Origin of the sequence: Methanococcus aeolicus Nankai-3 (genome assembly GCF_000017185.1) — an archaeon.
GTDB lineage: Archaea > AGJL01 > Methanococci > Methanococcales > Methanococcaceae > Methanofervidicoccus > Methanofervidicoccus aeolicus.
In genome coordinates, this window is record NC_009635.1 from 89,507 (window position 1) to 102,782 (window position 13,276).

Annotated in this window: 10 protein-coding genes; 4 read left to right on the top strand and 6 right to left on the bottom strand. The window is 31.9% G+C overall.

Translation table 11 applies throughout. From position 1 onward, the window contains the following. Positions 1-206 precede the first annotated feature (206 nt). Entirely contained in the window at positions 207-1,355 is a 1,149-nt protein-coding gene (locus tag MAEO_RS00435; RefSeq protein WP_011972810.1) for a molybdopterin molybdotransferase MoeA, read from the bottom strand. Between the two features lie 287 nt (positions 1,356-1,642). Between MAEO_RS00435 and MAEO_RS00440 the strand changes: the two genes are divergently transcribed. Further along, positions 1,643-2,527 (top strand): AIR synthase related protein, encoded by an 885-nt coding sequence (locus MAEO_RS00440; protein WP_011972811.1) that lies wholly within the window; start codon positions 1,643-1,645, stop codon positions 2,525-2,527. A gap of 390 nt (positions 2,528-2,917) precedes the next feature. Here the strand turns inward: MAEO_RS00440 and cbiQ are convergent, their stop codons facing one another. The 3 genes from cbiQ to cbiM form a co-directional block, all read right to left on the bottom strand. Next, the gene (cbiQ, locus tag MAEO_RS00445; protein ID WP_011972812.1) at positions 2,918-3,694 is read right to left on the bottom strand and encodes a cobalt ECF transporter T component CbiQ; all 777 of its coding nucleotides are present in this window, start codon (positions 3,692-3,694) and stop codon (positions 2,918-2,920) included. A 453-nt stretch (positions 3,695-4,147) separates the two neighbouring features. Further along, entirely contained in the window at positions 4,148-4,450 is a 303-nt protein-coding gene (locus tag MAEO_RS00450; RefSeq protein ID WP_011972813.1) for a PDGLE domain-containing protein, read from the bottom strand. After that, on the bottom strand, positions 4,443-5,075 hold the full coding sequence (gene cbiM, locus MAEO_RS00455) for a cobalt transporter CbiM (RefSeq protein WP_011972814.1): 633 nt from the start codon (positions 5,073-5,075) through the stop codon (positions 4,443-4,445). Before cbiM ends, MAEO_RS00450 begins: the two co-directional genes overlap by 8 nt. Positions 5,076-5,430: 355 nt before the next feature. On the opposite strand from cbiM, the gene MAEO_RS00460 reads away from it, so the two are divergent. Continuing rightward, a complete protein-coding gene (locus MAEO_RS00460; RefSeq protein ID WP_011972815.1) occupies positions 5,431-9,228 on the top strand; it encodes a DEAD/DEAH box helicase in 3,798 nt (1,265 codons plus the stop codon). A 3-nt stretch (positions 9,229-9,231) separates the two neighbouring features. On the opposite strand, the gene MAEO_RS00465 is transcribed toward MAEO_RS00460, so the two are convergent. Continuing rightward, entirely contained in the window at positions 9,232-9,981 is a 750-nt protein-coding gene (locus tag MAEO_RS00465) for a winged helix-turn-helix domain-containing protein (protein WP_011972816.1), read from the bottom strand. A gap of 114 nt (positions 9,982-10,095) precedes the next feature. Between MAEO_RS00465 and MAEO_RS00470 the strand changes: the two genes are divergently transcribed. Then, the gene (locus MAEO_RS00470; RefSeq protein ID WP_011972817.1) at positions 10,096-10,335 is read left to right on the top strand and encodes an MTH865 family protein; all 240 of its coding nucleotides are present in this window, start codon (positions 10,096-10,098) and stop codon (positions 10,333-10,335) included. Positions 10,336-10,397: 62 nt separating this feature from the next. Continuing rightward, entirely contained in the window at positions 10,398-11,075 is a 678-nt protein-coding gene (locus tag MAEO_RS00475) for a flavodoxin family protein (protein ID WP_011972818.1), read from the top strand. Positions 11,076-11,296: 221 nt separating this feature from the next. On the opposite strand, the gene MAEO_RS00480 is transcribed toward MAEO_RS00475, so the two are convergent. After that, positions 11,297-13,261 (bottom strand): CoB--CoM heterodisulfide reductase iron-sulfur subunit A family protein, encoded by a 1,965-nt coding sequence (locus MAEO_RS00480; protein WP_011972819.1) that lies wholly within the window; start codon positions 13,259-13,261, stop codon positions 11,297-11,299. Between the last annotated feature and the right edge of the window lie 15 nt (positions 13,262-13,276).

Genomic DNA, 13,276 nt, shown 5'->3' on the forward strand with positions numbered 1-13,276 from the left:
TTACAAAAATATTTTTTTCGATTTAAAATTATAGTCAATCTTCGAACAATTTCACTAAATCCTCCTATGCTAAAATGCAAAATCGTCATATAAATTAGCAAAAATAAAATAATATTATAAAATGCATTGGGACAGATTAGGGACAGTTTTTGAAGATTAACTATATTCCAACTAAAATTAAATTAAAAAAATAATTTTATAATAAATTATTCAAACAGCCAAACATCTACAACATCGTCTTTATTTTTTTGCAATTCATTTTCATTTAATTTAATAAACCCATCAGCATATACAATGGAAGTAATTAAACCAGAGCCTTTAAATGTTAGATGTGCTATCCCATTTTCTAATTTAACGGGACGATAATATACAAAATCAGGCTCAGAACATACTTTTCCCCCCAATTTTGCTTTAACTATTTTTTTTGTGGTTTGCATTTTTTTAGTTATGTTTTCCAAAAATGGAAGCAAATAAACATAACTACACACTATACAGGATACCACATTACCGGGCATACCAAATATAGGAATACTATCTATTTCCCCAAATAGCATAGGTTTCCCCGGTCTCATTTTAACTTTATGGAATAATATATTTCCCCTATTTAATACAATATTTGGAATTAAATCTTTCTTCCCTTCTGATACCCCTCCCGAAGTTATAATAATATCACAATTTAATTTAATTGCTTTATTTATCATGTTTTCAATATCTTCCATATTATCTCGGGCATTTCCAATATGCACAGGAATACAATTTGCCATTTTTATAATGGAATACAAAGTTTTTGAATTTACCTCATTGATAACCGATAGCTCATTACCTGTGGATATTATGCCTATTTTAGGAACATAATTAACTTTTACCTTTTCAATCCCCACCGATGCAAGTAATCCAATAGTTCTTTCATTTAATTTTGCTCCTCTCTTCAAAACCTTTTCTCCATATTTTATATCTGTTCCTATTTTTGAAATATATTTTTCGGTGATTTTCTCAATTGGTTCTATAATTTCATTGTCTATTATATTGACCAATTCAATAGGTATTACGAAATTTGCATTATTTGGAATTTTTGAACCCGTGGCAACATAAACACATTCATTTTGTTTAATTATCAAATCTCTCATATCTCCCGCAAAAATCTCATCTATTATTTTATACTGTTTTAAATTTAAATCTACAACGGCATAACCGTCCATATTCGACCGATTATATAGTGGAATATCCACTTTTGAAATAATATCTTCTGCTATAATCCTACCCTGTGAGTTATATATATCCACATATTCAGCAGGATATTTTTTATTTAATGAATAATTATTTAATATGTTGAGTGCTTCGTTCAATGAAATCATAATTTCCCCAATATTTTTTATTGTATATAATTAAATAATTATTATGGTGTTATTGATATAATATATTTATAATTATATGTAATTACTATTATTAATTAACAGTAATATATATTAGTATCTAAATTTATGATATATAAATCTTATAAAATTAATTAATAAAGAAAGTTAAATATAATAGATAAACGATTAAATATAAAAGATTAAAATAGATAAAAGTAGATAAAAATTAATGATACAATAAATATAATAAAATAAGCTACAAAAATTTAACAAAAATCGTGAAAGAAATGGAAAATATAGAATATGAAATAAAACGAGCAATAAACCACATGATGGAAACTAATTACCCTAGAAAAGAGTTTTGGAATATGGATTCGAAGCTTCCAAATTTAATTAGTGGAATACGAGCAGGAGATGATGCCGTAGTAGTGGGCAATACAGTAATTAATATGGAGGGACCATATCCATTAGTTTTAGGCTCTAAAACAGCACTAATACATACAACTTGTGATATTGTGGCAATGGGAGCTCCCCCAAAATATGCCATGAATGCCATTCAGGCAAAAGACGAACAGGAAATAAAAATGGCAATTGATGGATTAAAAAAACAATCTTTGGGGCTAAATATTCCAATAGTAGGGGGAAATACCCAAACTCTTGAAGAATTAAAATCCTGCATGTCTGTGGTTGTATTTGGGGAGCTCCCCGACAATAGAAAAATAATAAAAGATGGCGGAGCAAAACCTGATGACATAATAGCTATGGTGGGTCATCCAGTAGAGGGAGATACAGGAACAAGAATTCAAAAGGCAAAAAATAAATTTGATACCTTTTTAGAGCTATTAAATCAAGGTGTGGAAGTAAATGCCTGTAAAGACGCCTCACGAGGAGGTTGGCTTTGTAATTTACTTGAAATGCTTGTAAAAGCTAAAAAAGGAATAGAAATAAATTCAATACCTTATCCAAGAGCTACACGATATTTGGGAACATATTTAGTTTCAATGAGTGAGGATAGTTTAAAAGAAGCCGTTAATATATGTATGGATAATAGATGCCCCATAATACCATTTGGAAAAATAACAACAGATAGTTGTTTATCTATTGGCAATAAATCGTATATCGATAATGAGCAAATGAGGGAGCTCCGAAAACAATTTCCATATAAATATTAAATGGGAGCTCCGGGAGCTCCCAAAATATTTTTTTAACTTATTTCGGCGAGAAGTCCCCTTCCGTAAGGGATTAAACAAAATCCTTCGGATTTCGCTTACGAAGTAAGCGAGCAACAAAATCGAAATCTCCGATTTCGAGCTACAAAACTCGAAGAGTTTTGTTCAAACCGAAGGTTTTTGTCTAATTGTAGCCCTCCGCTTCGCTACGGGGGGATGAAAGCCGAAAATTATTTATATAACTATTCTCACAATATTTATTGCTACCGAAAAGAAAAGGTAGCCTAGGGCTGGGACAGTCCGAAGTGACGCCTGTGGAGACTACGGGTCGGAAGCAGGAAGCTCCGTCCGTAAGGTCGGAGTAGTTCACAATCCTATCAAATATATTAACAATTAATTTAAAAATTGTAAGATTAATAAAGTTATCAAAAATATCGCTGTAATAGCTAAAAATAATATGTCATTTTTTTTTATTTTACTTCCAAATGACATTATATTTGAATTTTCACTATATCCCCGCGAAGTCATAGCTAGATATGTTCTTTCCCCCTGTTCATACGACCTAATAAACAGCGAACCTATACTATATCCAAATATATTTAATAAGCTTTTATATGATATGTTTTTTCTGCTTAAACATCGCGATTTTTGAGAATTTAAAGTATTTTCTAATATATCATACATAATAAATAAATATCTGACCATTAGTCCCAACATTGTAGCCATAATGGGAGGTAGTCCTAATCTTCTACCTGCTATTATTACCTCGTGCATAGGGGTCGTAGAGGATAGAAACACAATTGCCGTTATTGATACAAGAAACTTTGAAAACAGCAATGCCCCAAATAATATTCCTTCGTAATATATGGGAGCCCCTAATATTGTATATATTACAGTGTCTCCTTTTATAAATGGCTGAAAAAATGCCAAAAACATACCAAACGGCAATATTAATATTATTCTTTTAATTGTATTGATTATTGATATTCTTGAAATTAATATAATAAATATAATATATAACCAAATTAAAAGCACGAATTGAATATTATTTAGAATTGCAGAAGTTATGACCAACATTAATACAAATATCAATTTTACTCGCGAATCTAAATTATGAATAATACTATTTTTAGGGAGCTCCCTTTCTATTGATCGTAATGAATGATGCAAAAAAATCACCGAAATAAGAAAATATAACTTTTAAAATTATTTAATAATATTTATTTTAAATTAATATTATTAATATATAAATAGTATATAGTCTTACCTAATTTATTATAGTCAATCTTCGGTCTTTTTCAATAAATCGCCCCCTCATTAAAGCTAAAATCTCGCCATATTACCAATAAATGAAGAAATTCATTTACAAAAGCTATGCTTTTGTACAAAATCCTAAAAGGATTTTTTTTACAAAATCTTCGATTTTGTACAAAATCTCGAAGAGATTTTATTTAATAATAAGCCGGATAAAGGACAGTTATTGAACTTACTATATTGTAGGAAACGCCTGAACGAACTACCTACATAAATAGATTATAAAAATAACTTAAAAAAGCAAAGTATGAAGACAATACATAATAAAATAATATAAATAAAAAATTATTAATTGTATAATAAATATACTTATTTTTTAAACATCATTCCAACGCCATAGGCTAAAACAGCCATAATTAATATTCCTACGACCATTGCTATTATTTCTCCTATTTTGCCCATTCCTTCTATTGCGTAGTCAGGCATTGGTGAAGGTGCAACTGTTCCTTCTTCTTTAAGTCCAACTTCATGTAGATTTTGTTCAAGTGTATGCTCATTTACTATTTTTTCTGCTGCACTTTCCAATCCATCAGGGTTTCCTGATGCTAAAAAAGGAGCTAATAACCCAATAATTAATGCAACGGCAAGTCCTGAAATTAATATTTTATTCATTATTACCACCCAATCCTTTTATTAAATCAGGTCTAACTGAGGATATATATTGAATTACTACTGCCGTTATACCTCCTTCAATAAATCCTATTGCTGCATGGTATAATCCCATGAACTGTAATCCTTTATCTAATGGGAATGTTCCAGCAACTGCCATTTCAATAGCACAAACAATAGCACCTAGGAATAAAGCAAACCAACCGGCACCAAATGCTGCAACGGCAATATTTACCTTTTTAAGTGATTTAAATACATAATATCCAACAAATGCACTAATTATACCCATATTGAATACATTTGCACCCATTGCCAATATTCCTCCATCTGCAAAGAATAAACCTTGAACAATTAACACAAGAGCTAACATTAACACACCAGCCCAGGGACTATCAAATATGATAGATGCTAATGCCGCACCGCCCATATGTCCGCTGGTTCCCCATGGTATTGGTATATTCATAGCTTGAATAGCAAATATACCTGCTGCCACTGCTGCAAAAAGAGGGACTGTTTTTTCATTCATTTCTTTTGATGCCCATTTAAGGGACAAACCAATACATACCAATGAAACAAGCCATAATAATCCGGCTTCCCATATCGGTAAAAATCCATCAGGAATATGCAAATTTTCACCTTTTTTTACATTTTGTAATATTTATTTTATATTTGGTATTACAATAATATTATATTAAAAATAGTATTATTTATAGTTTTTTATTTGATTTTTTGTATTACAAATAATTTAATTTTTTAAAAATTGTAATATTCATTAATTTTTTTTAGGGGATTTTTTGATTTTTGATTTTTTGGGAGCTCCACCATCAAGCCATCAAAAGCCATAATCAAAAGCCATCAAAAGCTAAAATCTATATATGTTAAACACATAAAGAAATTCATCAATAATTTTTCAAAACTCCGAAGGAATTTTTACAATAGGACAAATAAGGACGGTTATTGAACTTACTATAAACGGTGAATAAATGGAAAACAAAAATCTGCCAAATAATTTCCAAAGGAAAAATGAAACAAAAGTTATGAATATACTTAATGAAAACGGCATAAAATCTCTTAGACCACCACAACAAAAAGTATTAAATAATAATTTGCTTGATAAAAATAAAAATTTTTTAATTTGTATTCCTACGGCATCGGGAAAAACACTTATTGGAGAGATGGCTTTTATAAACCACCTGTTGGATGAAAACAAACAACCGACAGGGAAAAAGGGACTATTTATAGTTCCATTAAAAGCCCTTGCAAATGAAAAATACGACGAGTTTAAAGAAAAATATGAAAAATATGGTTTAAAAGTGGCTTTGTCCATTGGAGATTTTGATGAAAAAGAGAATTTATCGAGCTACGATCTAATCATAACTACTGCTGAAAAACTTGATTCTTTAATGAGACATAGGATCGATTGGATAGATAAGGTTTCTGTTGTAGTGGTAGATGAAATCCATTTAATAGGGGATGATGAAAGAGGAGGAACCCTTGAGATCATTTTAACGAAATTAAAGAATTTAAATAATATCCAATTAATCGGTTTGTCTGCAACTGTTGGGAATCCAGAGGAACTTGCAAACTGGCTAAATGCAACACTTGTAATTGATGATTGGAGACCTGTGGAATTAAAAAAAGGAATATTCTATAAAAACAAAATAGAATACATTGATGAAAATAATTCATTAGACGAAATCACGAAGAGTGATTTCGTTGCTCTCCGTTCGCTTCGCTCACTCCAAAAACCCCTAAACGATAGTTATAAAAATGACATTATGAATTTGGTTGTAGATTGTATCGATGAAGATGGTTCATGTTTAATTTTTTGTAATTCTAAGAGAGGAGCGGTTAGTGAAGCAAAAAAATTGAATTTAAAGAAATACTTATCCCACAGTGAAAAACACGAACTTCAAAAACTGAAAGACGAAGTTTTAAGCATATTCGATCCACCAACTGAAACCTGTAGAGCTCTTGCAGAATGTATTGAAAAAGGGGTGGCATTTCACCATGCAGGTCTTACCTATGAACAGAGGAAAATAGTTGAAGAAGGATTCAGAAAGAAACTGATAAAGGTTATATGCTGTACTCCGACACTCTGTTTAAATGCAAATACCGAGATATTGCAAGAAAGTGGATTTAAAAAGATTACAGAATTGAATAAAAATGAAAAGGTATTTGCATTGTGTGGAAATAAAATAAGACCAGTGGATTGTTGGAAAGTTCATAAAACCCCGCAACATGAATATAATATTGTTGTAAAAACCGCAAATGGGCTAAAAATTACCACAACCCCCAATCATTTGTTCTTAGTTAAAAAAGGAAAAGAGACCTGTGAAAAAGAAGCAAAGGATTTAAAAGTGGGGGACTATGTGGCTACTGCTGATAAAATAGTGGTTGAAGAAAGAGATATTGATTTATCCTATGGGGACCTTTATTTCATTGGATATTTTATAGGAGATGGCTATACCGGTGTTATCGAAAAAAATGTATTTAGAGGTAGTCCCGATATTACGTTTAATCCAAAATACCCGCCAAATTTTGATGACTCTAAACTTCACAAAAAATACTTTTTAAAAATTAAAGAGGAAGGAAATGTTTCTCATTATGTATATTCAAAAAGACTAAGGGAAGTATTTAATGAATTAAATATGCTCACTAAGGATAACAAAAATATTGATGTATTTTACATTCTTCCATTGGAAAAGTTATCACACTTTATTGCAGGGTTGTTTGATAGTGATGGATACATTAATGCCAACAGAAAGAAAATAGGATTCTCTTCGATATCAGAAAATCTAATCAAAAAACTACAATTAGCATTATTGAGGTTTGGAATACATAGCACCATTAGAAAAAGAAAAGGAAAAGTTATGAAGCTTAACAAAACCTTCAGGTTTTGTAAGTCTCGACGAAACCGAAGGTTTCGTGAGTCAGCAAATCTTCGATTTGCTTCGACAGCGAATCCAAAGGATTCGCTTCGATCGCCAACAAATAATAAAGAATACAAAAGTAGAGATATTTATGAACTAATAATTGGTGATTTTGTAAGTGTAAAAAGATTTTATGAAAATATTCCACTGAGACACAAGGAAAAAAGAAGAAAATTGGAAGAAATCGTAAAAAGTAAGGAAATTGCTAAAATGTGGTGTGATTGCGGATTTAGCATTGATTTAACTATGTTTAAGCCAAGAACAAAAAGTCAGAATGAATTAAATAAAGAGCGTGTAAAATTACTTTTTGAACTATTAAATGGAAAAAAATTGGTTATGAACTACAATAACTACTATTCAAAGAGAAAGAATCCCCATTTTGAGTTTATCATAAGAGAAAAGATAGGTGGAAATAAAAAAGGAGTATATTATTCTCTAAATGATAAAGGAAAAATTTTAATGAATCTTCTTAATAAAAATATAAAAGATAAAGAGAACTTAGAAGAAATGTATGACTTCTTAGTAAATCTTGAAAAATGCCCAATTTGTGGCAAGCCACTCTACAAAGAAATGAGACATAGTTGGAAAAAAGAATATTATGATGGAGATATTTATTGGAGCATGATCAAAGAAATTAAAAAAATAAAGGTAAATGACAAATATGCTTATGACATAGAACTACCAGATGATGGGACAAATGACCATTATGTTGTGGCAAATGGATTTATAGTACATAACTCTGCTGGACTAAATTTACCTTGTAGAAGAGCAATTGTAAGGGATTTAAAGAGATTTTCCGGTAGAGGTATGGCTCCAATTTCAAAAATGGAAATTCAGCAATGTATTGGAAGAGCCGGGAGACCTGGTTTAGATCCTTATGGTGAAGGAATAGTCTATATAAAAAATCCAAACGATGTTGAAAAAGGTTTTGAATACTTAACTGGAAAGGTGGAGGACATATACTCAAAACTTTCCAATCAAAAAGTTCTTAGAACCCATATCCTTGGATTGATATCCACGAGGGAAGTTGAAAATGAAATGGATTTAAAAAACTTTATAAAAAACACATTTTATGCTCACCAGTATGGAAGTCTCCAAGGAGTTTTGAGGAATGTAAAAGAAGTCGTTGATTTTTTAGAGGATTATGATTTTATCGTTGCATTTACACCAACAAAACTTGGGAAAAGAGTTTCAGAACTGTATATTGATCCATATAGTGCAAAAATAATTATAGATGGATTAAAAAAGATCAACAAATCCTCTGAGTTAAATACAAATCTAGAGCTCTATATGTTATATGTACTGTCAATGACCACGGAAATGAGGCCCCCTTTAAGAGTAAGAAATCATGAAGAAGAAGATTTAATTTTAGAAATGATGGACTTAAATATTGATGATTATTCCTGGGAAAATTTAGAAAGCTTTAAAACTGCAAAGATGTTCTACGACTGGATTAATGAGGTTCCAGAGGAGGATATATTAAAAAGGTATGGAATTGAACCTGGGATTTTAAAGTACAAAGTTGAACAGGTTAAATGGATGGCATATTCTGCAAAAGAAATATTTAATCAATTAAATTTAAAAAATGAACAAATCAAAGACTGTTTATCTGAATTGGAGATAAGACTCGAGTATGGTGCTAAAAAAGATATCATTGAGTTACTCAAAATTAAACACGTTGGAAGAGTTAGGGCCAGAAAACTATACGACGCTGGAATAAGGAGCAAAAATGATATTGTAACGAACCGCTCAAAAGTCATCAGTTTGCTTGGAGATAAGATCGGAAAAAAAGTCTTAGAAGGATTTGGTTTGAAATATGGTCAGCAGACACTACTTAGCTTCCAATAGTGGCTACTTGTCTAGGGACATATAAAGCTTTGAAATGGTATTTACTGTATCATAACCTTTTTTCGTTATCATATAGTCCCCCCTTTCGCTTCTTTGAATAATCATGTTTGATTCTTGAAGCTTTTTTATGTGAAATAGTAAATTTCCCCCTCTTAAATTGGTTATCTTTGATAGGTCTGAAAAAGTTCTTGTTTGGCTTGATAGTGCCTTTAATATCATAAATCTGTGTTTATTTGCGATTGGCTCAAGTAGATTTTTAATTAGATCTTCTTCAGAAATTTCAGAAAGGGAATATTCCAAATTTTCTTCTTTTTTATAAATTCCCAGAGCTTTCATCAATTCGATTTGCTTTTCAAATAACCTACCTGCTTCTAAAAAACACGTATCGCACTCAATTTTAGGACTATTTTTATGCAATTCTTTTAATTTATCCCGGTAAGAGTTTACTATCGATTCAGAAATCTCCCCCTCTTTTATATATTTTGCAATGTTCTTTAAAAAATCCAAAAATACACTATAACATTGGTCCTTCATCGGGCAGTTTTCTACCATGTTGTTCTTCAAGCTTGATTTTGCATTATCGAGCTCTTTGTTATAGAAAATTTCAGAATATTTTTCTTTAAGTTCGCTAAATATTAAATCAACGTGTTTTTGATTTGATTTCTCAATAAAACTTCTTAATTCATTTCTTAATTTAAAGATTTCTTCTTTTAATTCTTTAAGTTCTAAATTTGTAGTTATATCTTCTTTCATAAAAACCACTCAGTTACTGAACTGTACAAAATAATTTTTAGTACATTTTAATGACGATTAAGTATATATACATTACCTTACATTGTTTTACTTGTAAAAAGCGAGGTGGGATATATGAACGTAAAAGAAGAAATAAAAGCACAGATTATGGGAGCGTTAGAAGGCGCAAATTTTCCAATCGAAACTCCAGAAGAGTTATTGGCTGCATTTCCAAAGGGAGCTGAAACAACGTGTAAAGCTGGAAATATTGAAATGACTGCAGGAGAGGCTGGAAAATTATTGAAAGCAGGGGATTTTCCATTTAAAAGTGCTGAAGAAGTAGCGGACACAATAATTTCAAGGGCTGGATTATAAGCCCTTTTTAGTCATATTTTATTTTTTAGATAGTTTTTAGCCACAATTTAAACGGTGATATCATGAAGGTTTTAGGGTTTTCGGGTTCCCCAATAAAAAATAGCAACACAGACAGAGTAATTTTGGAAGTTCTAAAAGCAACAGGTCTTAAATACGAGTTTATAAAATTGGCAGATTATAAAATCGAACCCTGCAAGGCCTGTCTTGGATGCGTTAAAACTAACGAATGCGTAATAAAAGATGACGGAATCAAACTGGCAAAAAAGGTAAAAGAAGCTGACGCCATTGTAATTGGTGGATATACATCATATTCATCACTTGATGCAAGAACAAAAGCTTTTATTGAAAGGCTATATCCTTTAAGACACAATTTTGGTTTTATGGCAGGGAAAGTCGGTGCTGCAGTAATTACCTCGGCAGTTCCTGAAGAGAATAAAATGCTTCCTCCTGCAGCGGAAATGGGTGTAAATTCAATAATGTTTTATATGATGGAAGAAGGGATGAAGTTTTTAGGATCAGTGAAAGTTTTAGGAAATGTGCCATGTGTAAGTTGTAGAGTGGAAGAAGACTGTGAAGTTTCAGGCTTAAAAATGATACATGGACCAGACGCCACGATCGATTCTGTTGGAATTAAATCCTTTGAAGAACAGGAAACTGCAATCAAAGGTGCAAGAGAATTGGGAGAAAAAATTGCACAGGCACTAAAATCAAAAGTGAATAGAGAAGAATACTATGTTTAAAAATAATTTAAAAAAATATTATTTCTTTTTTGATTAGAAGTTGTGCTCAGCTGTCCCCGTTGTCATCATATACACTATCAGTGAAGTCAGCACTCATCATCACAGTAAATATATATTATAACTTCCTATTATATAAATACACCACCTAAATTGGGGAGCTCCAAGGCCATAAAATGATTTTTATCATAAAAAGAAAAAAATAATATATTATTATTTCAATATTATTTGGTAATGTTAAATGCTCCTTCAATTTGGTTGTATAGTTGATTAGTTTTAAAATGATTTTGCTCCATTGCTCCACTTGGGCATCCACCTATACAGGTTCCACAACCTTTACAAAGTGCCGAAAGAACTTCCAGGCTACAAGTGCCATCTTTTTCAACTAATCTGGGAGCTCCATAAGGACATTGTTTTACACATATCCCACATACTCCACATATTTCCTCATTTACTTCGGCTACTATTGGTTCAACATTTACTCTTCCTTTGGACATGGGTATTGCAGCTCTTGCAGCAGCAGCGGAACCTTGTGCAACTGATGCAGGTATGTCCTTAGGACCTTGACAGGCACCGGCTAAATAAATACCATCTGTGGCAGTATCAACAGGTTTGAGTTTTGGATGTGCTTCCATAAAAAAGCCGTCCGCAGATTTTGAAATACTCAAAGTCTTCTGAACATCGTCCATAGATTCTGTTGGTACCATTCCAACTGAAAGAACAACCATATCATATTCTTGTTCAAGAATTTCACCCATTAAGGTGTCTTCTGACATAATGATTAAGTTTTTAGTTTCTGGATTTTCTATAATTTGTGCTGGTCTTCCCCTTATGAAGTTAATACCATACTGTCTGGCACTTCTTTCATAAAATTCTTCATATCCTTTACTAAATGCCCTAATATCCATATAATATATATCTATCTTAGTATCGGGCTCATGCTCCTTTATCAATTGGGAGTTTTTCATTGCATACATACAACAAACATTTGAACAATATTTGTTTCCCGTTTTTGCATCTCTTGAACCCACACACTGAATAAATGCTATTCTTTTAGGATGTTTGCTATCACTTAATCTTAGGACATGTCCCATTGTCGGTCCTGATGCATTTATTAATCTTTCAAGTTCAAGTCCTGTTAAGACATTATCATAAATCCCATATCCATATTCTTGTTTAACTGTTGGGTCAAATGCATCATATCCTATTGCAGTAATTATTGTTCCTACTTTTTCCTCAATAATTTCAGGTTCTTGACTGTAATTAATTGCCCCTGGACCACAGACCTTTGAACATAATTCACAACCTATGCAATGTTCTTTATCAATTGTATATTTTGCAGGAACCGCCTGTGGGAATGGTTTATATATGGCTTTTCTTATTCCAAGCCCCATATCAAATTCATTTGGAACTTCAATTGGACATACTTCGGCACATTGGCCGCATCCAGTACATTTTGCTTCATCAAGATATCTTGCTTTTTTCAGAATATCGACTGTAAAGTTCCCAATAAATCCTTTAATCTCATTAACTTCCGAATAAGAATATAGTTTAACATTGGGGTGTTTTGCTACATCCACCATTTTTGGAGCCAAAATACAGATTGAACAATCATTTGTTGGGAATGTTTTATCCAGCTGTGCCATTCTACCCCCCACAGAGGGTGTTTTTTCTACCAGTATAGTTTCAAATCCCATATCTCCTAAATCCAATGCAGCTTGAATGCCTGAAACACCAGCTCCAATTACTAGGGCCCTTTTAGTAACATCCACTTCAATGAAGTCCAATGGTTCCAACAATCGTGCTTTTGCAACTCCCATACTTACTAAATCCATGGCCTTTTCCGTGGCTTTTTCTGGTTCGTGCATATGTACCCAAGAATCATGTTCCCTAATATTTACAAATTCAAATAAGAACGGATTTAATCCAGCTTCTTCAACACATCTTCTAAATGTCGGTTCGTGCATTCTTGGGGAGCAGGCTGCAACAACAACCCTATTTAAGTTGTATTCTTTAATGTCCTTTTTAATTATCTCTTGCCCTGGGTCTGCACAGAAATATTTATAATCTCTTGCTATGGTAACATTATCTAATTCTCCAGCAAATTTAGCAAGTTCTGGGCAATCGACTACTCCACCAATATTAATCCCACAGTGGCAGACATAAACACCAATTCTTGGTTCTTCCATATTATTCACCCTATA

What these genes read in the sequence shown, in the direction of transcription:
- MAEO_RS00435 (WP_011972810.1), bottom strand. Translation starts at nt 1,355, where the DNA reads ATGATTTCATTGAACGAAGCACTCAACATATTAAATAATTATTCATTA.
- MAEO_RS00440 (WP_011972811.1), top strand. Translation starts at nt 1,643, where the DNA reads ATGGAAAATATAGAATATGAAATAAAACGAGCAATAAACCACATGATG.
- MAEO_RS00450 (WP_011972813.1), bottom strand. Translation starts at nt 4,450, where the DNA reads ATGAATAAAATATTAATTTCAGGACTTGCCGTTGCATTAATTATTGGG.
- MAEO_RS00460 (WP_011972815.1), top strand. Translation starts at nt 5,431, where the DNA reads ATGGAAAACAAAAATCTGCCAAATAATTTCCAAAGGAAAAATGAAACA.
- MAEO_RS00465 (WP_011972816.1), bottom strand. Translation starts at nt 9,981, where the DNA reads ATGAAAGAAGATATAACTACAAATTTAGAACTTAAAGAATTAAAAGAA.
- MAEO_RS00470 (WP_011972817.1), top strand. Translation starts at nt 10,096, where the DNA reads ATGAACGTAAAAGAAGAAATAAAAGCACAGATTATGGGAGCGTTAGAA.
- MAEO_RS00475 (WP_011972818.1), top strand. Translation starts at nt 10,398, where the DNA reads ATGAAGGTTTTAGGGTTTTCGGGTTCCCCAATAAAAAATAGCAACACA.
- MAEO_RS00480 (WP_011972819.1), bottom strand. Translation starts at nt 13,261, where the DNA reads ATGGAAGAACCAAGAATTGGTGTTTATGTCTGCCACTGTGGGATTAAT.